This is a genomic window from Streptomyces gobiensis (assembly GCF_021216675.1).
Classification (GTDB): domain Bacteria; phylum Actinomycetota; class Actinomycetes; order Streptomycetales; family Streptomycetaceae; genus Streptomyces; species Streptomyces gobiensis.
The window spans coordinates 683258-703763 of record NZ_CP086120.1 but is presented as its reverse complement, the minus strand read 5'-3'; the positions used below and the strand labels follow the sequence as shown (position 1 = coordinate 703763).

Below are 20506 nucleotides of genomic sequence, written 5' to 3'. Positions count from 1 at the left end.
TCCCTACGGAGCGTGCAGTCGCAGGACTGCACGCTCCGCCCCCGCGGGGGGTGTGCCGCAGCGGGAAACGCCCACCATGGTGAGGAAGGCGAGCGGCACGGTCCAGGAAGCGGGCTGGGCCAGCAGCACCGTGACCACACCGGAATGCCAGGTGGTGGTGGCCGAGAGGAAGGCCGCACCGGTGGCTGAGATGACACCGGCGGTCAGACCGCTGGCCGCGCCCGCGACGGTGAGGCGGGGCCACCAGATGCCCAGCACCAGCAGTGGGCAGAAGGTCGAGGCGGCCACCGCGAAGGCCCAGCCGACGAGGACATTGATGTCCAGATGGGCGGCGGGGAGGGAGAGCAGGACCGCGACGCAGGCGCCCGCGGCGACGGCGGCGCGGAGGCGGGAGAGGCCGCTGCCGAAGAGGTCGTGGGAGAGTCCTCCGGCGAGTGCGAGGAGGAGTCCGGAGGAGGTGGAGAGGAAGGCGGCGAAGGCTCCCGCGGCGACGAGGGCGGTGAGAACGCTGCCGAGGGCGCCGGGTACCACATGACCGGGGAGGACCACGGTCACCGTGTCGGTGGCGTTGTTGTGCACCAGGTGGGGGGTGAGGACCCGGCCGAGCAGCCCGTAGACGGTGGGGAAGAGATAAAAGACGCCCAGCAGAGCGATCACCATGACGGCGACCCGGCGGGCGGTGCGGGCGCTGGGGCTCGTATGGAAGCGCATGATGACATGCGGCAGTCCAATGGCACCCAGGGTGGTGGCCAGCAGGACAGACCAGGTGGCGAGCAGCGGGTGGCCCGCGTTGTCGATGTCGAGGAGGGGGCGGCTCCAGCCCTCGGGGAAGGTGACGGGCGTCAGCGCCTCGGCGCGGATCTCAGGCCCCACATGGATCATCAGATAGATGGCGGGTACGGCGATAAAGGCGAGTTTGACGAGGTAGTGGAAGGCCTGGACGTACGTGGCTGAACGCATCCCGCCAACGGCGATGGAGCCGCTGACCACGAGTCCCGCGAGCACCACGCCGACCCAGTAGGGGGTGCCGCTGACCAGCTGGAGCACGACCCCGGCGCCCTTGAACTGGGGCACCAGATAGAGCCACATGATGACCAGGACGATGACTCCGCAGAGTTTGCGGATGGCGGGTGAGCCCAGTCGGTACTCGGCGAAGTCGGGCACCGTGAACGCCCCCGAGCGGCGCATCGGCCCGGCGACCAGGGCGGCCACGGCGACATAGCCCGCGGTGAAGCCGACCGCGAACCACATGGTGCCAATGCCGTTCTTGAGCAGCAGCCCGGCCAGACCGAGGACCGAGGCGGCCGAAACGTACTCGCCCGCGATGGCCATGGCGTTCCACCCCGGGGCCACCCGGCGGGAGGCGACCAGGAAATCGGGAGTGGTACGGGCCGCACGTACCCCGTACACCCCAATGGCCAGGCTGGCGGCGAGGAGGAAGCCGATCGCCAGCAGCCCGGTCATGGATGGTCATCCGTGCGCTCAGCGGTACGGACGTGGACGATGGCGATGATCAGCAGCAGGGGATAGGTGGCGGTGGCGAGCAGCAGCCAGGAGACGGGGATGCCGAAGGCGGTGAGCCGGTCCAGGACGGGGAAGAGGGCGATGATGCCGCTGGCGCCGAAGAGAACGGCGCCGAGCAGCGCGACAGTGCGCAGCGCGGTGCGGCGCTGAGCAGCGAAGACCTGGCGGGCCCGCTCGGTGTCGGTGGGGCCGGGCAGCGGCAGCGGTCGCCGCTGTGACCGGTGGCGGCGGGCCAGGGCGATCCGCGTCTGGGGACTGGTGACCTTCACCCGGCGTGCGGTCACTTGGCGGCCCTGCCGAGCTGGCCGTTGCGGGCCGCTTCGATGAGCCGTTCCTTGAGACCGCGGGCGTGGCGGCGGCTCACCGGAACATCTCCGGCCGGGGTACAGGCGACCAGACCGGCGGAGCTGGTGACACGCAGATCGTGCACCCAGCCCACGGCGACGAGATAGCCACGGTGGACGCGGACGAAGCCCGCCGGTGCCCAGACGTCTTCCAGGTAGGACAGGGAGAGCCGGATGAGGTGGGTACCGTCCGCGGTGTGCAGCCGGACGTAGTCGCCGTGGGCCTCGGCGAACTGGATGTCGTCGCGGCGGACGAAAATCGTGCGACGGCTGTGCTCAATCTGTACGACGGCCAGTTCGTCGGCGGGAGGCGCCTCGGTGGTGGCGCGGCGCAGCCGGGCGATACGGGCCACGGACTCCGCGAGCCGCTCGGGGCGGATGGGCTTGAGGAGATAGTCGACCGCCCCGATCCCAAAGGCCTCGATGGCGTGGGAATCAGAGGCGGTGACGAAGACGATGGCGGGTGGCGTGGAGAGCATGCTGATGACGCGGGCGACATCCATGCCGTCGAGACCGGGCATGGAGATGTCCAGGAAGACGGCGTCGAAGGCGCCGCCGCCCAGGAGCCTTACCGCCGCCTCGCCGCTCTCGGCGGCCAGAATCTCGGAGACCTCGGCGGTGTCCGCGAGGAACTCGGTGAGTTCCTCGCGGGTGTATGGCTCGTCCTCGACGACGAGGACCCGCAGCGTCTGTGCTGAGTAGCCCACATTGGTCACTCCGCCACCACCCCTCGCATAAATCGCGGCACCCGGATCACGACCTTCGTACCGCCGTCGGGCGCGGTCTCGATCAGGAGACCGTGCTCCGGTCCGTACACCGCACGCAACCGCTGGTCCACATTGGCGAGGCCGACCCCCTTCGCGGGAGGCCCGGCTCCGGCGAGGATGGCGCGGGCGAGGTCGGGTTCCATGCCGACGCCGTCGTCCTCGATCTCAATGACGCACAGCGGTCCCTCACCGAAGCCGGAGACACTGATGTGGCCGCGCCCCGTCTTCCGCTCGAGTCCATGTCGGACGGCATTCTCCACGATCGGCTGTACAACCAGGAAGGGGATGGCGACCGGGAGGATTTCGGGAGCCATCCGGACCGTGATGTCGAGACGGTCGTCGAAGCGGGCGCGCTGGAGCTCCAGATAGGTCTGGGTAGCCTGGAGTTCGGCGGCGACGGTGGCGTAGTCGCCCTGGGTGGAGAAGCTGTAGCGCAGATAGTCGGCGAAGTCGGTCAGCAGCCGTCGGGCGCGGGCCGGGTCGCTGCGGATATGCGCGGCGATGACGGCCAGGGCGTTATGCAGGAAGTGCGGGGATATCTGGGCGCGCAGCGTACGCAGGTCGGCGGCCGCGATCCGGGTACGCGCCGTGCGGAGCTCGGCGTGGTCCAGGGACTCGGCGACGAGGCGGGCGACCTCGGTCAGACCCTCTTCGGCGACCTCACCGGCGGCGATCAGACAGCCCGCCAGATCCTCCGCGACCATGAGCGGGGCGGCGCAGAGCGGAGGCTGCCGTAGCGCTGCCCCATGCTCGTACACCTGGGAGAGCAGGGCGGCGACATCACTGCCCGGCGGGAGCGAGCCATGGCGGGCCACCGGCCCATCGAGGTCGGCGAGGACGACGGCGTCCGCGTCGAGCAGTCGGCGGATACGGCGGGCTGCCGCGGAGCTGCGGCCGCTGCGCAGGCCGTCCCGTAGATCGGCGCCGAGCAGCCGTACCTCGCGGAGCGCCGCGACGGTAGCGGACAACTCGTACCGAGCCCTCACCCGCCGCCGGGCGTACCACGGTGTCCAGTCCACGGCCAGACCGTAACCCAGCCACCCCCAAGAATGTTGTGGGCAGTCGTTCCGCAGGGGCGGTGGGGGCACCTCCCAGCGTTAGCTGGGGGAGGGTGGGCACAACACCGACCACCGACCGCACAGGCAAACCGGGGCCCGGGGCGGAGCCCTGGTTTCCGGGAAGGGGTGGGATACGGGGACACCCACCCCCGGCCGGGGCGCAAGCCCCCACGCGGCGGAGCCGCATACCGGGACAGCCGTCCCGTGGGAGCCCCGCCCCGGCGCGGGGCCCTCAGTGAGGGGAGCCCGCCCTCTCCGCACCCGCCCCAGTCAGCGCACGAACCTGCAGCTCCGCAAAGCGCCGAGGATCGTTCTCGGCGGACATCAACGTGCCCACGACGGCGCACAGCAGACCAAGCGGAATGGAAACCAGCCCCGGGTTCGCCAGCGGGAACCAGTTGATGTCCGCGCCGGTCATCAGAGCCGTGTCGGACCCGGAGACCACCGGCGAGAAGATGACCAGCCCCACCGCGCTGATCAGACCACCGTAGATACCGGCCACTGCGCCCTGCGTATTGAACCGCTTCCAGAACAGGCTGAGTAGCAGAGTGGGCAGATTGGCCGAGGCGGCGATGGCGAAGGCCAGCGCGACCAGGAAGGCCACATTGAGGCTCTGGGCGAAGATCGCCAGCACGATTGCCGCCGCACCGACCCCGAAGGCGGCGAACCGGGCCACCTTGACCTCTTCCTTCTCGGAGGCCTTCCCCTTGCGGAGAACGCTGTTGTAGAAGTCATGCGACAGGGAGGATGAGGAGGCGATGGTCAGCCCCGCCACCGTGGAGAGGATCGCCGCGAAGGCGACGGCCGCGATGATAGCGAGCAGAATCGCGGCGAGCGCGCTCCCGCCGAAGTGGGCGCCTACCGCCTCGGCCAGCTGCGGAGCCGCTGTGTTGCCCGCCGCGTTCTGTGCGGTGATCGCCTCCTTGCCGACCAGCGCCGCCGCGCCGAAGCCCAGTACCAGGGTCATCAGGTAGAAGGAGCCGATGAGGCCGATGCCCCAGTTGACGGACTTACGGGCCGCCTTGGAGTCCGGGACCGTGTAGAAGCGGATGAGGATATGCGGCAGCCCGGCGGTGCCCAGCACCAGGGCGAGGCCAAGACTGATCAGATCGAGCTTGTTCCACAGGGTCTGCCAGGCGTCGCCCGGCACGTCCTTGCCGAAGTTCAGCCCGGGTTCCAGGAAGGACTGACCGGCCCCGCTGGCGCTGGCGGCATCACCCATCAGTGAGCCGAAGTCGAAGTTGTAGACGGCCAGCACCAGGACGGTGAGCAGGAAGGCCCCGCCCATCAGCATCCCTGCCTTGATGATCTGCACCCAGGTGGTGCCCTTCATACCGCCGAAGGTGACGTAGACGATCATCAGGATGCCGACAATGACGATGCCCGCGATCTTCGCGGTGCTCGCGTCCATGCCCAGATAGGTCTCACCGGGCTTGATGCCGAGCAGCAGCGCGATCAGCGCTCCAGCGCCGACCATCTGGGCGAGCAGATAGAAGACCGAGACCGTGATGGTGGAGACGGCAGCGGCGGTACGGACCGGCCGCTGCTTCATCCGGTACGACAGCACATCGGCCATCGTGAAGCGGCCGGAGTTACGCAGCAGCTCCGCGACGAGCAGCAGCGCTACCAGCCAGGCGACCAGAAACCCAATGGAGTAGAGGAAACCGTCGTAGCCAAAGAGGGCGATCATGCCCGCGATGCCCAGGAAGGACGCGGCGGACATGTAGTCGCTGCCGATGGCGAAGCCGTTCTGCATCCCGGAGAACTGCCGTCCGCCGGAGTGGAAGTCGGTGGCCGACTTGGTCTGCTTGCTTGCCCACACCGTGACACCGAGGGTGACGGCGATCATCGTCAGGAAGAGCAGGACGGTAAAGGTACGGCCGCTGGTTCCGGCCTCTTGCGCGAGGATCATGCCGCGGCTCCGTTCGAATCAGCGTTCTGCCGGGCGCCCTCGTCCGGCCCGTCCCCGTTCAACTCCCCGCACAGCTCCTCGGCGAGCGGATCCAGCCTGCGGTTCGCATAACGGGCATAGAGGACCGCGATGCCAAAGGTCGTGGCGAACTGCAGCACCCCGAAGACCAGGGCCACATTGACCCGCCCGAACAGCACGGTGGACATCGCGTCGCGAGCGTAGGCGGACATCAGGACATAGAGCAGATACCAGATGAGGAAGGCGGCGCTCATCGGGAACGCGAAGACCACGAGCCGGCGTTTGAGCTCCTGGAAGCGTGGGTCGCTGTGCATCTCCACGGAGCGGTCCACCGCGTCCTCGGGTGAGCGGGCCGGCGGTGGGAGTTCTGTCGACACGGACGCCTCCTCGTCTGAGGGAGCGAAGTCCCTCGTCATGGCATATGGGTTGCGGGAAAAGTAAGCAGCGTCACACCCTGCGGAAAGCACCCCGCCACGGCGTGCGGCGAACGCGCCGTGTGCGCGTCGAGCGGCGCGCCATCGTGCGGTGGCCGGTCCCATTTCACGACCAGCGGTCGCCTGGGGAGGGGATCCGTACCGCGAGCGTCGTCAACCGCCACCGACCTGCTGGTCCTTTTGAGGGGAAGTGGCGGTTCTTGCGGGCGAATGGAGCAGTGGATTCGTTGGCTCAGGACGTGATGAGTCAAGGGAACGGCGAGGGGAAACGCTCGGCCCGTGAGCGGCTGCAGGACGAGCGCGCACGTGAGAAGGCAGCCGAGAAGCGGATGCGAACGCTCAAGGTGGGTGTCGTCGTCGTGGCTGTGCTCGCCGTGGCAGGGGTGATCGGCGTGCTGGCCACCCAGGGGACGAAGGACGAGGCGGTGGCCCCCGCAGCCGAGCCGATCATCCTGGGAGAGAAGCAGGCCCCGGTCACCCTCACGATCTACGAGGACTTCCGCTGCCCGGCATGTGGGCAGTTCGAACAGGGCTTCAAGGAAACCATCGATGAGCTGCGGGACGATGGAAAGATCAAGAGCGAGTACCACCTCGTCTCGATCATCGACGGGAATATGGGCGGCAATGGCTCGAAGTACGCCGCCAACGCGGCCGCCTGCGCCCGGGACGAGGGCAAGTTCAGGGAGTATCACGATGTGCTCTTCGCGAATCAGCCGCCGGAGACCAAGGACCGCTTCGCCGACAAGAAGTACCTGATCCGGCTGGCGGACAAGGTCGAGGGGCTGAACACGGCGGGCTTCCGTGAGTGTGTCAACGACGGCACACACGACGACTGGGTCAAGCGCTCCAATGAGGCCTTCACACGCTCTGAGTACAACTCCACCCCCACCGTGCTGCTGGACGGCGACAGCATCTACGGGGACCAGCGCGACCCGCTCACCCCGGAAAAGCTCAGGAACATGGTCGAGGAGCGCGCCGAGGAATCCTGACGTGGTTGCCGCTCCGGGGGTCAGGCAGGGTAGCGTCTGAAGCGTCATGGACACCCTTGCTTATATCCCCAGCCCGTCGTCCGGCGAGATCATGCTTGGCCCGATCCCGCTGCGCGGCTATGCCCTCTGCATCATCCTCGGCGTTTTCGTCGCTGTCTGGCTCGGCGGGAGGCGCTGGGTGGCCCGCGGGGGCCAGCCCGGCACGGTCGCCGACATCGCCGTCTGGGCCGTGCCGTTCGGACTGGTTGGCGGTCGGCTCTACCACGTCATCACGGACTACCAGCTGTACTTCGGCGAGGGCCGTAACTGGGTCAACGCCTTCAAGGTCTGGGAGGGCGGCCTCGGCATCTGGGGCGCGATCGCCCTGGGCGCGGTGGGCGCGTGGATCGGCTGCCGTCGCCGGGGCATCCCGCTGCCCGCCTACGCCGACGCGGTGGCACCCGGTATCGCGATCGCCCAGGCCCTGGGGCGCTGGGGCAACTGGTTCAACCAGGAGCTGTACGGCCGCCCCACGGATGTGCCATGGGCCGTGGAGATCGACAACGGGATCGACCTCGGGACCTTCCACCCGACCTTCCTCTATGAGTCGCTGTGGGCCCTGGGCGTTGCCGCGCTGGTGATCTGGGCCGACCGGCGCTTCAGGCTGGGGCACGGCCGGGCGTTCGCGCTTTATGTCGCCGCCTACACGGTGGGGCGCTTCTGGGTTGAGTATCTGCGGATCGACGAGGCCCATGAGTTCCTGGGGCTGCGGCTGAACAACTGGACGTCGATGGTGGTCTTCCTGGGGGCCGTGGCCTATCTGGTCATCTCCGCCAAGCGGGCCCCGGGCCGCGAAGAGGTAGTCGAGCCGGTCGCCGAGCCAGCCGCGGATTCCGCGGAATCCGCGGAGGAGACTGACAAGACCAAGGACACGGAACCCTCCGAACGCCCCTAGCCCCCAGCCACCTCCCCAGACTCCGTCTGGGGAGGTGCTGCTGCCCCAAGGGCCCCGTCCCCGGGGCCTCTGTGCAGACCGGTGGCCGTCTGGGAGGGGCCCCACGCCCTGGCGCTGCCCACAACAGGGGGTCCGGGGGCGGAGCCCCCGGTTTCGGGAAGGGGTGGGGCTGGGGAAAGACCGTCTTCGGCCGGTTACGTTCCGGAGAGACCGCAGGTCAGCGGTTATAAGTTCGGCCTTCCTTGCTAGCGCGAGCAGGCACATCGTGCCTACCTTCGAAGCATTGGGAAGGGAGAGCGCTTGTGACTTCCACGCCCCCCGCCAGGGCCACGCTGCGGCCCGGCGTACTGGACAGCGCGCACCGCGACAACCACACCCACCGTGATGTGAGCGGTGGCTGGCTGCGCCCCGCCGTCTTCGGTGCGATGGACGGGCTGGTCTCCAATCTCGGACTGATCAGCGGCGTCGCGGGCACCAGTGCCTCCGCGCAGACCATCGTGATCGCCGGTCTGGCCGGGCTCGCGGCCGGGGCCTTCTCCATGGCCGCCGGTGAGTACACCTCCGTCGCCTCACAGCGTGAGCTCATCCAGGCCGAGCTGGAGATTGAGCGTGTGGAGCTGAGCACCCACCCCGAGTGTGAGCGGCAGGAGCTGGCCGCCCTCTACGAGGCGCGGGGTGTGGAGCCAAGGCTGGCGGCCAGCGTGGCCGAGCAGCTCTCCCGGGATCCCGAACAGGCGCTGGAGATCCACGCACGTGAGGAGCTGGGTGTGGACCCGGAGGAGCTGCCCTCGCCGCTGGTCGCCGCCGTCTCCTCGTTCACCGCCTTCGCGCTGGGCGCGCTGCTGCCCGTACTGCCGTATCTGCTGGGCGCGACGGCGCTGTGGCCCGCCGTGGTGGTGGCGCTGCTGGGGCTTTTCCTCTGTGGCGCCGTAGTGTCGAAGGTCACCGCCCGTCCCTGGTGGTACAGCGGGCTGCGACAGTTCATGCTGGGGAGTACGGCCGCCGCGGTGACCTATGGGCTGGGGACCCTCCTTGGTATCGCGATCGGCTGAGCGCACAGGGTGATGGCTGTTACTTGGCGGTTTCAGCGGGGTTGCCACGGGGCAGAAGCCGGAAGCGCCGCGGGCAATGACGCCCGCGCTCACCGTGTGCTTGAGGGCTTTCAGTCCCCTCACACCACCTATGAGCACTGCTCAATGTGTCCGCATGATGGACTCAGCTATCCACTTCTCGGGAAGCTGCCCATCATGTAACCTGCACGAAAATTTACGCCAGGGCCAACGTCGTCCCTTGGTACAGCACTTGCCACGACGACGACGGGAGAGCCGATGCGTGCAGCGTCAATGGCGGCCTACCCTGCCCAGCAGGGGTTGTATGACCCCCGAAACGAGCACGACGCCTGTGGTGTCGGCTTCGTGGCCACCCTCACCGGCGAGGCGAGCCATGAGCTCGTTGAGCAGGCGCTGACCGTTCTGCGGAATCTCGAACACCGTGGCGCCACCGGATCCGAGCCGGACTCGGGTGACGGCGCGGGCATTCTGCTCCAGGTTCCGGACGCGTTCCTGCGCGAAACCGTCTCCTTTGAGCTGCCGAACGCCGGTGCTTACGCCGTTGGTATCGCTTTCCTCCCCGCTGATGAGACAGAGGCCGCCAAGGCCGTCTCGCAGATTGAGACAATCGCCGCCGAGGAGCAGCTCAAGGTCCTTGGCTGGCGCGACGTGCCCGTCGCCCCCGAGCTGCTGGGCAACGGTGCCCGCGCCACCATGCCCGCCTTCCGTCAGCTTTTCGTTTCCGACAAGCACAGCGTTTCCGACAAGCACAGCGCGGGCGCCCGCACCGGCATTGAGCTGGACCGCACCGCTTTTGTGCTGCGTAAGCGCGCGGAGCGCGAGGCCGGGGTGTACTTCCCGTCCCTGTCGGCCCGCACCATCGTCTACAAGGGCATGCTCACCACCGGTCAGCTGGAGCCCTTCTTCCCGGATCTGTCGGACCGCCGCTTCGCCACCGCTGTGGCGCTGGTGCACTCGCGGTTCTCCACCAACACCTTCCCGAGCTGGCCGCTCGCCCACCCGTACCGCTTTGTCGCGCACAACGGTGAGATCAACACCGTCCAGGGCAACCGCAACTGGATGCGGGCCCGTGAGTCCCAGCTGGCGACGGACCTGTTCGGCGGCAAGGACCTGGAGCGGACCTTCCCCGTCTGCACCCCCGGCGCCTCCGACTCGGCCTCCTTCGACGAGGTGCTGGAGCTGCTGCACCTCGGCGGCCGTTCACTGCCGCACTCCGTGCTGATGATGGTCCCCGAGGCGTGGGAGAACCACGACTCGATGGACCCGGCCCGCCGCGCCTTCTACCAGTACCACTCCACGATGATGGAGCCCTGGGACGGCCCCGCCTGTGTCACCTTCACCGACGGCGTCCAGGTCGGCGCGGTCCTCGACCGCAACGGTCTGCGCCCCGGCCGCTACTGGGTCACCGATGACGGCCTGGTCGTCCTGGGCTCCGAGGTCGGCGTCCTCGACATCGACCCGGCCAAGGTCGTCCGCAAGGGCCGCCTGCAGCCCGGCAAGATGTTCCTCGTCGACACCGCCGAGCACCGCATCATCGAGGACGACGAGATCAAGGCCGCCCTCGCCACCGAGCAGCCCTACCAGGACTGGCTGGCTGCCGGGCTCACCAAGCTCGCCGACCTGCCCGAGCGTGAGCACATCGTGCACACCCACGCCTCGGTCACCCGCCGCCAGCAGACCTTCGGATACACCGAGGAAGAGCTGCGTGTCCTGCTCGCGCCGATGGCCAAGGCCGGCGCCGAGCCCATCGGCTCGATGGGCACCGACTCGCCGATCGCCGCGCTCTCGGACCGGCCCCGGCTGCTCTTCGACTACTTCACCCAGCTCTTCGCGCAGGTCACCAACCCGCCGCTGGACGCGATCCGCGAGGAGCTCGTCACCTCGCTGCACTCCTCGCTGGGCCCGCAGGGCAACCTGCTGGAGCCCACCGCGGCGTCCTGCCGCAGCGTCACCCTGCCCTTCCCGGTGATCGACAACGATGAGCTGGCCAAGCTCATCCACATCAACGCCGACGGCGACCGCCCCGGCATGAAGGCGAGCACCCTCTCCGGCCTCTACCGCGTCAGCGGCGGCGGCCAGGCTCTGGCGGACCGTATCGCCGAGATCTGCGCCGAGACCGACGCCGCTATCGCGGGCGGCGCCCGCATCATCGTGCTCTCCGACCGGCACTCGGACGCCGAGCACGCGCCGATCCCGTCGCTGCTGCTCACCTCCGCCGTGCACCACCACCTCATCCGCACCAAGCAGCGCACCCAGGTGGGTCTGCTGGTGGAGGCCGGGGATGTGCGCGAGGTGCACCATGTCGCACTGCTCATCGGCTACGGCGCCGCCGCCGTCAACCCGTATCTGGCGATGGAGTCCGTCGAGGACCTGGTCCGCGACGGAACCTTCCTACCGGGCGACATGGAGCCCGAGACCGCGATCAAGAACCTGATCAAGGCGCTCGGCAAGGGCGTGCTCAAGGTGATGTCCAAGATGGGCATCTCCACGGTCGCCTCCTACCGTGGCGCGCAGGTCTTCGAGGCCGTTGGCCTGGAGGAGTCCTTCGTCGACACCTACTTCCACGGCACCACCACCAAGATCGGCGGCGCCGGTCTGGATGTCATCGCCAAGGAGGTCGCCGCCCGGCACGCCAAGGCCTACCCGGTCTCCGGTATCGCCTCGGCCCACCGTGACCTGGACATCGGCGGCGAGTACCAGTGGCGCCGCGAGGGCGAGCCTCACCTGTTCGACCCGGACACGGTCTTCCGGCTGCAGCACTCCACCCGCTCCCGCCGCTACGACATCTTCAAGCAGTACACCCAGCGGGTGGACGAGCAGTCCGAGCGGCTGATGACGCTGCGTGGCCTGTTCCAGTTCAAGGAGGGCGAGCGCGAGCCGATCTCCATCGATGAGGTCGAGCCGGTCTCCGAGATCGTCAAGCGCTTCTCCACCGGTGCCATGTCCTACGGCTCCATCTCCAAGGAGGCGCACGAGACCCTCGCCATCGCCATGAACCAGCTGGGCGGGAAGTCCAACACCGGTGAGGGCGGCGAGGACCCCGAGCGGCTCTACGACCCGGCCCGCCGCTCGTCCATCAAGCAGGTCGCCTCCGGGCGCTTCGGTGTGACCAGCGAGTACCTGGTCAACTCCGACGACATCCAGATCAAGATGGCGCAGGGCGCCAAGCCCGGCGAGGGCGGCCAGCTGCCCGGTCACAAGGTCTACCCCTGGGTGGCCAAGACCCGGCACTCCACACCCGGAGTGGGGCTGATCTCGCCGCCGCCGCACCACGACATCTACTCGATCGAGGACCTGGCCCAGCTGATCCACGACCTGAAGAACGCCAACCCCCAGGCGCGTATTCACGTCAAGCTGGTCTCCGAGGTCGGCGTCGGCACCGTCGCCGCCGGTGTCTCCAAGGCACACGCCGACGTGGTGCTGATCTCCGGCCACGACGGCGGTACCGGTGCCTCACCGCTGACCTCGCTCAAGCACGCGGGCGGACCCTGGGAGCTCGGCCTGGCCGAGACCCAGCAGACGCTGCTGCTCAACGGGCTGCGGGACCGGATCGTCGTACAGACCGACGGCCAGCTGAAGACCGGCCGCGATGTGCTCATCGCCGCGCTGCTGGGCGCCGAGGAGTTCGGCTTCGCCACCGCGCCCCTGGTGGTCTCCGGCTGCGTCATGATGCGGGTGTGCCACCTGGACACCTGCCCGGTTGGCATCGCCACCCAGAACCCGGTGCTGCGTGAGCGCTACAACGGCAAGGCCGAGTTCGTGGTGAACTTCTTCGAGTTCATCGCCGAGGAGGTCCGTGAGCTCCTCGCCGAGCTGGGCTTCCGCACCCTGGACGAGGCCATCGGCCACGCCGAGCTGCTGGACACCAGCCGCGCCGTGGACCACTGGAAGGCCCAGGGCCTGGACCTGGCGCCGCTGCTGCATGTGCCCGAGCTGCCCGAGGGTGCCGTCCGGTACCAGATCACCGAGCAGGACCACGGTCTGGAGAAGGCGCTGGACAACCAGCTCATCAAGCTCGCCGCCGACGCGCTCGCCGCCGACCGGGTGGAGGACGCCCAGCCGGTACGGGCCCAGATCGCGATCCGCAACATCAACCGGACCGTCGGCACCATGCTCGGCCATGAGGTGACCAAGAAGTTCGGTGGTGCGGGCCTGCCCGACGACACCATCGACATCACCTTCACCGGCTCGGCCGGACAGTCCTTCGGCGCCTTCATTCCCCGCGGTGTCACGCTGCGGCTGGAGGGCGACGCGAACGACTACGTCGGCAAGGGCCTGTCCGGCGGCCGGGTCATCGTCCGCCCGGACCGGGGCGCCGACCACCTCGCCGAGTACTCGACCATCGCGGGCAACACCCTCGCCTACGGCGCGACCGGCGGCGAGATGTTCCTGCGCGGCCGGGTCGGCGAGCGGTTCTGTGTCCGTAACTCCGGCGCGACCGTGGTCTCCGAGGGCGTGGGAGACCACGGCTGTGAGTACATGACCGGCGGCAAGGCCGTCGTCCTGGGCGAGACCGGCCGTAATTTCGCGGCCGGCATGTCCGGCGGCGTCGCCTACGTCATCGATCTGGACGCCGACAACGTCAACCGCGATCTGGTGTCCGCCGTCGAGCCGCTGGACGCCGACGACCAGCGGTGGCTGCACGATGTCGTGCGCCGCCACCAGGAGGAGACCGGCTCCACCGTCGCCGGTGCGCTCCTCGCCGACTGGGACACGGTAGTGACCCGCTTCAAGAAGGTCCTGCCGCCCACCTTCAAGGCCGTGCTCGCCGCCAAGGACGCCGCCGAGCGAGCGGGACTCACCGAGTCCGAGACCCACGAGAAGATGATGGAGGCGGCGATCAATGGCTGACCCCAAGGGCTTCCTGACCACCGACCGTGAGGTCGCCAAGACCCGGCCGGTCGAAGAGCGGGTCAAGGACTGGAACGAGGTCTACGTCCCCGGCTCGCTGCTGCCGATCATCAGCAAGCAGGCCGGGCGCTGCATGGACTGCGGTATCCCGTTCTGCCACAACGGCTGCCCGCTGGGGAACCTCATCCCCGAGTGGAACGACTACGCCTACCGGGAGGACTGGGAGGCCGCCAGCGAGCGGCTGCACGCGACCAACAACTTCCCGGAGTTCACCGGGCGGCTGTGCCCGGCTCCCTGTGAATCCGCGTGTGTGCTGGGCATCAACCAGCCCGCGGTGACCATCAAGAACGTCGAGGTCACCATCATCGACAAGGCGTGGGACAGCGGGGATGTCACCCCGCAGCCCCCGGAGCGGCTGTCCGGCAAGACCGTGGCCGTCATCGGCTCCGGACCGGCCGGGCTGGCCGCCGCCCAGCAGCTCACCCGCGCGGGCCACACCGTGGCGGTCTACGAGCGCGCGGACCGCATCGGAGGCCTTCTCCGCTACGGCATCCCCGAGTTCAAGATGGAGAAGCGGCACATCAACCGCCGTATCGAGCAGATGCGTGCGGAAGGCACCAAGTTCCGTACCGGCATCGAGATCGGCCGGGATGTGAACGCGGCGGATCTGCGTAAGCGCTACGACGCCGTCGTGATCGCCGCTGGCTCCACCACCGCACGCGACCTGCCCGTACCCGGGCGTGAGCTCAAGGGCGTCTACCAGGCGATGGAGTATCTGCCGCTGGCCAACAAGGTCCAGGAGGGCGACTACATCACCTCCCCGGTCTCGGCCGAGGGCAAGCATGTCGTCGTCATCGGCGGCGGTGACACCGGCGCCGACTGCGTCGGAACCGCCCACCGGCAGGGTGCGGCCTCCGTCACCCAGCTGGAGATCATGCCCAAGCCGGGGGAGGAGCGCGCCCCGCACCAGCCGTGGCCGACGTTCCCGATGCTCTACAAGGTCACCTCCGCGCACGAGGAGGGTGGTGAGCGGGTCTACTCCGTCTCCACCACCCACTTCGAGGGCTCCGCCCCTGAAGAGGGAGAGGCAGTCGGCAACGTCCAGTGGCTGCACATGGTCGAGGTCGAGTTCGTCGACGGCAAGCTGGAGCAGAAGCCGGGCACCGAGCGGAAGATCCCGGCCCAGCTCGTCACGCTGGCCATGGGCTTCACCGGCATCGACCAGGACAACGGGCTGGTCGAACAGTTCGGCCTGGAGCTCGACGCCCGCGGCAACGTCGCACGGGACGCGGAGTACGCCACCAACGTCGACGGCGTCTTTGTCGCCGGTGACGCGGGCCGCGGCCAGTCCCTGATCGTCTGGGCGATCGCCGAGGGCCGCTCCGCCGCCCGCGGTGTCGACCGCTACCTCACCGGTGCCAGCACGCTGCACGCGCCGGTCAAGCCGACGGACCGCGCGCTCGCGGTGTGACCCGGCTCTGATCCGGCCCTGACTGTCCCGTACAACGACGTACGGACACCGCCGCGGTGTCCGCCCTCACCCCCGACCGAGGGCGGACACCGCGGTTTTCTGCTGCCGGAACCGGAATCATGGCCACCGCGTCACACCGGCACCCCCCCACAAGGAGGCACCACGATGCGACGGCGGATGGCGGCACTCGGACTGATAGCGGCGGCCGCGCTCACAGCGGGCTGCGCCAGCGGCGAAACCGTAAGCACGGACGACACGGATGACAGGGAACAGACCCGCTTTGAGAAGCGGGCGGACACGATCGAGCGGGACTGGCCCGAGGTGGACCCGGTCAAGGGACGGCCTGACGACATGCTGCCGCTCGAGGGCGCGAAGCAGCTCGCCGCTGATGGCATGAGCTTCACCGTGACCGTGGGCCATGGGGCCTGCGACAAGGACCACGGCGTCCATCTCCGGGAGTCGGACAAGCTTGTGATCGTCGCGGGCTGGGCCCAGTCGAAGGACGTCGACTTCTGCGTTGAGCAGCTGGTCACCGATGACGTCAAGGTAGAGCTGAAGGAGAGCCTCGACGACCGCACAGTCGTCGACGCCGCCATCGGCGAGAAACTGCTCAAGGGCTAGCTGCCCGGTGGCCCGGGCCTCCGCTCAGACTGCGACCTCGGCCGGGGCCCGGGGCACACCCCGCCACCCGGTCTCCGCCCGGGACGCGGGCCCAGCCGTGGGCCGGGGGCGCGAGCCCCAGTTCCGGGAAGGTGGGGGCACCTCCTGGGGGCACCTCCCAGACGGAGTCTGGGGGAGGTAGCTGGGGGAGGGTCTGGGGATAACCGCCCGAGGTGCCCGCTTCCGTGGTCGTCGGGCCAGGACCGCTGGATGGAGCAACCCGCGCCGTCACCATCGGTGCTCATGGCCTTACGCTGAGTTCCTCACCTTGAGGAGTCCGGCCATGAAGAAGCCTGTGATCACCGTAGCCGTGATCCTGTCGGCCTCGTCTCTCGTACTGGCGGCCTGCGGCAGCGGAGGCGGCGGCAAGGGCGAGTCGCTCACCGTATGGATCATGGAGGGGACCAACCCCGATTCCAAGCCCTTCTTCGCCGATGTCAGCAAGGTCTTCCAGGACAGGACGGGCGCCGAGCTCAAGGTGCAGTACGTGCCCTGGCCGGACGCCCATGACAAGTTCACCAAGGCCATCGCCGGGGGCACCACACCGGATGTGGCGGAGGTGGGCTCCACCTGGACGGCTGAGTTCGCCGAGGCCGGAGCGCTGGCCGAGCTCACCGACAAGGTGAGGGCGGCCGGTCTCGACGACGACCTGGTCGGGGCCCTGCGGGCAGCGGGCACCCTGGACGGCAAGCTCTACGGCATGCCGTGGTACGGGGGAGTGCGCGCCCTGCTGTACCGCAAGGACATCTTCGACAAGTACCAGCTCAAGGCACCCACCACCTGGGACCGGCTGCGGGATGTCGCCCTGGAGCTCAAGAGGAAAGAACCCGGGATGATCCCCTTCCCGGTCATCGGGGACAGCGAGTACATCCTTGACGCCTTCATCTGGGGCGCGGGCGGCGAGCTCGCCACCGAGACCGGCGGCGCCTGGAAGGGCGCCGTCCACACACCGCGCGCCGTCACGGGAGTGCGGTTCTACACCGGGCTCGCCACCAAGGACGGCACCTCCACCAAGGCGGCCACCACCTGGAACGAGGCCGACCTCGTCGACAACATCAAGCGCGGCAAAGTCGCCATGGCGGTCTCCGGCAGCTGGACCCCGGCCGCGATCGTCGAGGACAAGCCGGATCTGCAGGGCAAACTGGCCGCCGCGCCGATCCCCGGCCCGAACGGCGGAATCAGCCCCTCCTTCCTCGGCGGCTCCCATCTGAGCGTCTTCAACGAGAGCAAGAACCAGGAGCTGGCCTGGGAATTCATCAGGCTCATGGCCACCAGCGGATACGCCGAACAGTGGGCCGAGCAGTCCGGCTACTTCGCCGGGCGCAGCTCCCTCGTGGAGAAGGCACGCGGGGCAGGCGACCCACTGGTGGCCCCCTTCGCCCAGCAGATGGCCGAGGCCGGGAAGACCGTGCCCGTCACCCCCAAGTACGGCGAAATCCAGGGCAAGAAGACCCTGGCCCAGATGCTCCAGGCCATCCTCTCCGGAAAGCAGAGCGTCAAGCAGGCCACCGAGGCAGCCGCCAAGGACATGGACAAGACCTTTGGCAACTGAGACCCGGGTACGAGCCGCATCCGAACGCCCCGCCCCGGCGCTGAGCCCGGCCGCCCGCCAGGCCCGGCGCCGCCGGACGATCAGACCCTGGCTGCTGCTCACCCCGGCCCTGCTCGCCGTGGCAGGGCTGCTGATGTGGCCGCTGGCCCGAGTGGTCTGGATGTCCCTCCAGGACTACGGTCTGCGCCAGATCGTCAGCGGTGAGACCAACTACAACGGCCTGGCCAACTACCGGGAGATCCTGGGCCAGTCGTATCTGTGGACCACCGTCCTGCCCAATACGGTCCTGTTCGCCTTCGCCTGTGTCTCGCTCACCGTCATCCTCGGCACCCTGGTCGCCCTGCTGCTCCAGCGGCTGGGCAACACCTCGCGGATGATCTGCGCCAGCGTGATCATGATGGCCTGGGCGATGCCCGCCGTCACCGGCACCTACGTCTGGATCTGGCTCTTCGATCCGCTGAACGGCGCCGTCGTCCACACACTCGGCGGCCTCGGGATCGTCGACCCGAATGACACCAACTGGTTCACCGACCGGCTCTCCTTCTACGCCATCGCCACCCTCAACGTCGTCCACCACAGCTTCCCGTTTGTCGCGGTGACCGTCTTCGCCGGGCTGCTGACCATCCCCCGCGAGCTCCACGAGGCGGGCATCGTGGACGGGGCGAACGCCTGGCAGCGGTTCTGGACCATCACGGTGCCGTCCATCAAACCGGTCTTCATGGTGGTGATCATCTTGTCCACCATCTGGGACTTCAAGGTCTTCGTACAGCTCTACCTGATGCCCGGCGGCAGCGGCGTCAACCGCGACGTACTCAACCTCGGCGTCTGGTCCTACGTCGAGTCCTTCGCCCAGCGCCAGTACGGCATGGGCTCAGCCATCGCCGTCCTGCTGACCCTGCTGCTCCTCGGCATCACGGTCGTCTACATCCGTACCCTGTTCCGGGAGAGCGAGGAGCTGTGAGACCCACCCTCGCGCACCGCTCCGGCACCGCCCTGGCCGTCACCGCACTGCTCGCCTTCACGATCCTGCCGGTGTACTGGATGGTCACCTCCGCCCTCGACCCCCAGGCAGGCGCCCGCGGCGGCTCGTTCCTCCCCAGCGGCTTCACCCTCGACCACTTCCGCTTCGTCTTCGACGAGGGCGGCTTTGGGCGCTTCCTCGCCAACTCCGCGCTGGTCGGCCTCGGCACCATCCTGCTCGCCGGACTGCTCTCCCTGCTGGCGGCCGTGGCCGTCGCCCGTTTCACCTTCCGCTTCCGTACGGCGGTGCTGGTGATGGTGCTCATCGTGCAGATGGTGCCGCTGGAAGCCCTGGTCATTCCGCTCTTTGTACAGATGCGCCATCTGGAGATGCTGAACAGCCTGCTCGGCCTGACCGTGGTCTATCTGGCCTTCTCACTGCCGTTCGCCATCTGGATGCTGCGCGGCTTCGTCGCCGCCGTACCGAAGGAAGTCGAGGAGGCGGCCTATCTGGACGGCTGCTCCTGGCCGAGGATGTTCCGCTCGGTCCTGCTTCCCCTGGTGGCTCCCGGCCTGGTCGCCACCAGCATCTTCTCCTTCATCGTCGCCTGGAACGAGTTCATTTTCGCCTTCACCTTCCTCCAGGACGAGAGCAAGTACACCGCCGCCGTCGGACTGCACCGCTTCTTCGGCCAGCACACCAACGACTGGGGTCCGGTCATGGCGGGCTCCACCCTCATCACCCTCCCGGTGCTGGTCTTCTTCGTCCTCGTCCAGCGCCGGCTCTCCTCCGGCCTGGCGGCGGGAGCGGTCAAGGGCTGACCGGGGCCGTCGCCTGCCAGCCGGCGAAGAGCGGCACCGAACCGCTGCCGTCCAGGACGACAACGCCGAAGGGCCGGTCGAAGGCGATGCGTTCGATCCGCCGGGGCCGCGCCACGCCCGCGGGAATGGCCATCATCACGGCCGTCGCGGCCGCCGCCTCCACCCCCTTCTCCGCGACCTTGATCACCGACTCCTGCGCCACCTGCCCTACCTTCAGCGGCTCCGGCGACATCCCGGCGAAGTCGGCCTCGTCACTGGTGGCCCAGTGCACACCGAGCCCGGCGAGATGACCGGTCGCGTCCAGGCTCGTACGGAGCGAGCAGCGGGGAAGCGCGATACGCACCTCATCGGCGTCGAACGCCGTACGCGCCGGCTCAGCCGCCCAAGCGGCGGGCAGCACCTCCGCGGCGGAAGCACCGTGCGGGCCCAGCACAAAACGGGCCCGGGCGGGGAGCCTGCCGCTGCCCGCCCGGCAGCGCAGCTCAGCCACCGCGGTGGACCCGACGGCCCAGGCATCGGCGGGCGGCAGCGTCTGGTGCATCGTCTCCACCTCGTGCCGCCCACCGCTGGCGTCGGTGAACCGCGCCGGGCCGGTGTCCGCGCCGGGGAAGGGCGACTCCCAACGGCCGGTCAGCACCAAGGCGTTCACCAGCATCAGCAGGGTGTCCTCATCCGGCGTGCCGGGCAGCTCGCCGATCAGCCCACCGGTCTCCTCGCGGATCCAGGTCTCGACCGGCGCGGTGTCGGCCGGATCGAACTGCCCGACGCCGATATCGGGCAGCGACTCACGAAAGGCCCGGTACACCGGCGTACGCGCCCAGGCGCCCGTCGCAACCGTCAGCGCTTCCGTTGCCGCGAGCCCCCGGGCCACGGCCGTGGCGGAACCGGCCGCCTCCGCACCGGCGGCGCCCAGCAGCTCCCGCAGCTCCTGAGCGGTCTCACCGCGTGCCCCCGCCGCCACCGCCGTCAGCGCCAGCCACAGCCCCGCTGGCGAACACACGAAGTCACCGCCCCCAGCACGGACCTCGCTGTCCTCGGCAACCATCCGCAGCCAGCGCTCGGCGAGCGAGCGGATCACCGTTCCATGGTCGACAAAAGCAGCCTGCGTCATGGCGTCGACCGTACGTCATCGTCCCTGTC

The 20506-nt window shown here is 68.7% G+C and carries 16 protein-coding genes; 9 read left to right on the top strand and 7 right to left on the bottom strand.

Translation table 11 applies throughout. From position 1 onward, the window contains the following. Positions 1 to 3: 3 nt before the first annotated feature. From test1122_RS03245 to test1122_RS03220, 6 genes are all read right to left on the bottom strand, one after another. A complete protein-coding gene (locus test1122_RS03245; protein WP_232267635.1) occupies positions 4 to 1464 on the bottom strand; it encodes a sodium/solute symporter in 1461 nt (486 codons plus the stop codon). Beyond that, entirely contained in the window at positions 1461 to 1808 is a 348-nt protein-coding gene (locus tag test1122_RS03240) for a hypothetical protein (protein WP_232267634.1), read from the bottom strand. Before test1122_RS03240 ends, test1122_RS03245 begins: the two co-directional genes overlap by 4 nt. Further along, the gene (locus tag test1122_RS03235) at positions 1805 to 2584 is read right to left on the bottom strand and encodes a LytR/AlgR family response regulator transcription factor (protein ID WP_232267633.1); all 780 of its coding nucleotides are present in this window, start codon (positions 2582 to 2584) and stop codon (positions 1805 to 1807) included. Before test1122_RS03235 ends, test1122_RS03240 begins: the two co-directional genes overlap by 4 nt. Further along, positions 2581 to 3654 (bottom strand): sensor histidine kinase, encoded by a 1074-nt coding sequence (locus test1122_RS03230; RefSeq protein WP_232267632.1) that lies wholly within the window; start codon positions 3652 to 3654, stop codon positions 2581 to 2583. The genes test1122_RS03235 and test1122_RS03230 overlap by 4 nt, the downstream gene beginning before the upstream one ends. Positions 3655 to 3925: 271 nt before the next feature. Next, positions 3926 to 5605 carry a solute symporter family protein gene (locus test1122_RS03225; RefSeq protein ID WP_232267631.1) on the bottom strand — a complete coding sequence of 560 codons (1680 nt, stop codon included), beginning with the start codon at positions 5603 to 5605 and terminating at the stop codon, positions 3926 to 3928. Beyond that, complete coding sequence (locus tag test1122_RS03220) at positions 5602 to 6000, bottom strand: DUF485 domain-containing protein (RefSeq protein ID WP_232267630.1); 399 nt, start codon at positions 5998 to 6000, stop codon at positions 5602 to 5604. Before test1122_RS03220 ends, test1122_RS03225 begins: the two co-directional genes overlap by 4 nt. A 299-nt stretch (positions 6001 to 6299) precedes the next feature. Here test1122_RS03220 and test1122_RS03215 point away from each other — a divergent pair, with 299 nt between their 5' ends. From test1122_RS03215 to test1122_RS03175, 9 genes are all read left to right on the top strand, one after another. After that, entirely contained in the window at positions 6300 to 7046 is a 747-nt protein-coding gene (locus tag test1122_RS03215; protein ID WP_232267629.1) for a DsbA family protein, read from the top strand. A gap of 46 nt (positions 7047 to 7092) precedes the next feature. Further along, positions 7093 to 7980, top strand: coding sequence for a prolipoprotein diacylglyceryl transferase (lgt, locus tag test1122_RS03210; RefSeq protein WP_232267628.1), 888 nt, complete (start codon positions 7093 to 7095; stop codon positions 7978 to 7980). A gap of 332 nt (positions 7981 to 8312) precedes the next feature. Next, entirely contained in the window at positions 8313 to 9032 is a 720-nt protein-coding gene (locus test1122_RS03205; protein WP_232271735.1) for a VIT1/CCC1 transporter family protein, read from the top strand. A gap of 276 nt (positions 9033 to 9308) precedes the next feature. Further along, positions 9309 to 13901, top strand: a complete 4593-nt coding sequence (gene gltB, locus test1122_RS03200) for a glutamate synthase large subunit (protein ID WP_232267627.1) — start codon at positions 9309 to 9311, stop codon at positions 13899 to 13901. After that, positions 13894 to 15372: a glutamate synthase subunit beta gene (locus test1122_RS03195; protein ID WP_232267626.1), complete on the top strand. Its 1479-nt coding sequence runs from the start codon at positions 13894 to 13896 to the stop codon at positions 15370 to 15372. The genes gltB and test1122_RS03195 overlap by 8 nt, the downstream gene beginning before the upstream one ends. A gap of 165 nt (positions 15373 to 15537) precedes the next feature. Further along, positions 15538 to 15993, top strand: a complete 456-nt coding sequence (locus tag test1122_RS03190; protein ID WP_232267625.1) for a hypothetical protein — start codon at positions 15538 to 15540, stop codon at positions 15991 to 15993. A gap of 322 nt (positions 15994 to 16315) precedes the next feature. Next, positions 16316 to 17584 (top strand): sugar ABC transporter substrate-binding protein, encoded by a 1269-nt coding sequence (locus test1122_RS03185; RefSeq protein WP_232267624.1) that lies wholly within the window; start codon positions 16316 to 16318, stop codon positions 17582 to 17584. Further along, entirely contained in the window at positions 17574 to 18545 is a 972-nt protein-coding gene (locus test1122_RS03180) for a carbohydrate ABC transporter permease (protein ID WP_232267623.1), read from the top strand. Before test1122_RS03185 ends, test1122_RS03180 begins: the two co-directional genes overlap by 11 nt. Continuing rightward, positions 18542 to 19366: a carbohydrate ABC transporter permease gene (locus test1122_RS03175; RefSeq protein WP_232267622.1), complete on the top strand. Its 825-nt coding sequence runs from the start codon at positions 18542 to 18544 to the stop codon at positions 19364 to 19366. The genes test1122_RS03180 and test1122_RS03175 overlap by 4 nt, the downstream gene beginning before the upstream one ends. On the opposite strand, the gene test1122_RS03170 is transcribed toward test1122_RS03175, so the two are convergent. Continuing rightward, the gene (locus tag test1122_RS03170; protein WP_232267621.1) at positions 19356 to 20477 is read right to left on the bottom strand and encodes a serpin family protein; all 1122 of its coding nucleotides are present in this window, start codon (positions 20475 to 20477) and stop codon (positions 19356 to 19358) included. The two genes, test1122_RS03175 and test1122_RS03170, sit on opposite strands and share 11 nt — an antisense overlap. Positions 20478 to 20506 lie beyond the last annotated feature (29 nt).

Excerpts from the sequence above, each read along its gene's own strand:
- test1122_RS03245 (WP_232267635.1), bottom strand. The coding sequence starts at position 1,464 with ATGACCGGGCTGCTGGCGATCGGCTTCCTCCTCGCCGCCAGCCTGGCC.
- test1122_RS03170 (WP_232267621.1), bottom strand. The coding sequence starts at position 20,477 with ATGACGCAGGCTGCTTTTGTCGACCATGGAACGGTGATCCGCTCGCTC.
- lgt (WP_232267628.1), top strand. The coding sequence starts at position 7,093 with ATGGACACCCTTGCTTATATCCCCAGCCCGTCGTCCGGCGAGATCATG.
- test1122_RS03225 (WP_232267631.1), bottom strand. The coding sequence starts at position 5,605 with ATGATCCTCGCGCAAGAGGCCGGAACCAGCGGCCGTACCTTTACCGTC.
- test1122_RS03215 (WP_232267629.1), top strand. The coding sequence starts at position 6,300 with ATGAGTCAAGGGAACGGCGAGGGGAAACGCTCGGCCCGTGAGCGGCTG.
- gltB (WP_232267627.1), top strand. The coding sequence starts at position 9,309 with ATGCGTGCAGCGTCAATGGCGGCCTACCCTGCCCAGCAGGGGTTGTAT.
- test1122_RS03190 (WP_232267625.1), top strand. The coding sequence starts at position 15,538 with ATGCGACGGCGGATGGCGGCACTCGGACTGATAGCGGCGGCCGCGCTC.
- test1122_RS03185 (WP_232267624.1), top strand. The coding sequence starts at position 16,316 with ATGAAGAAGCCTGTGATCACCGTAGCCGTGATCCTGTCGGCCTCGTCT.
- test1122_RS03195 (WP_232267626.1), top strand. The coding sequence starts at position 13,894 with ATGGCTGACCCCAAGGGCTTCCTGACCACCGACCGTGAGGTCGCCAAG.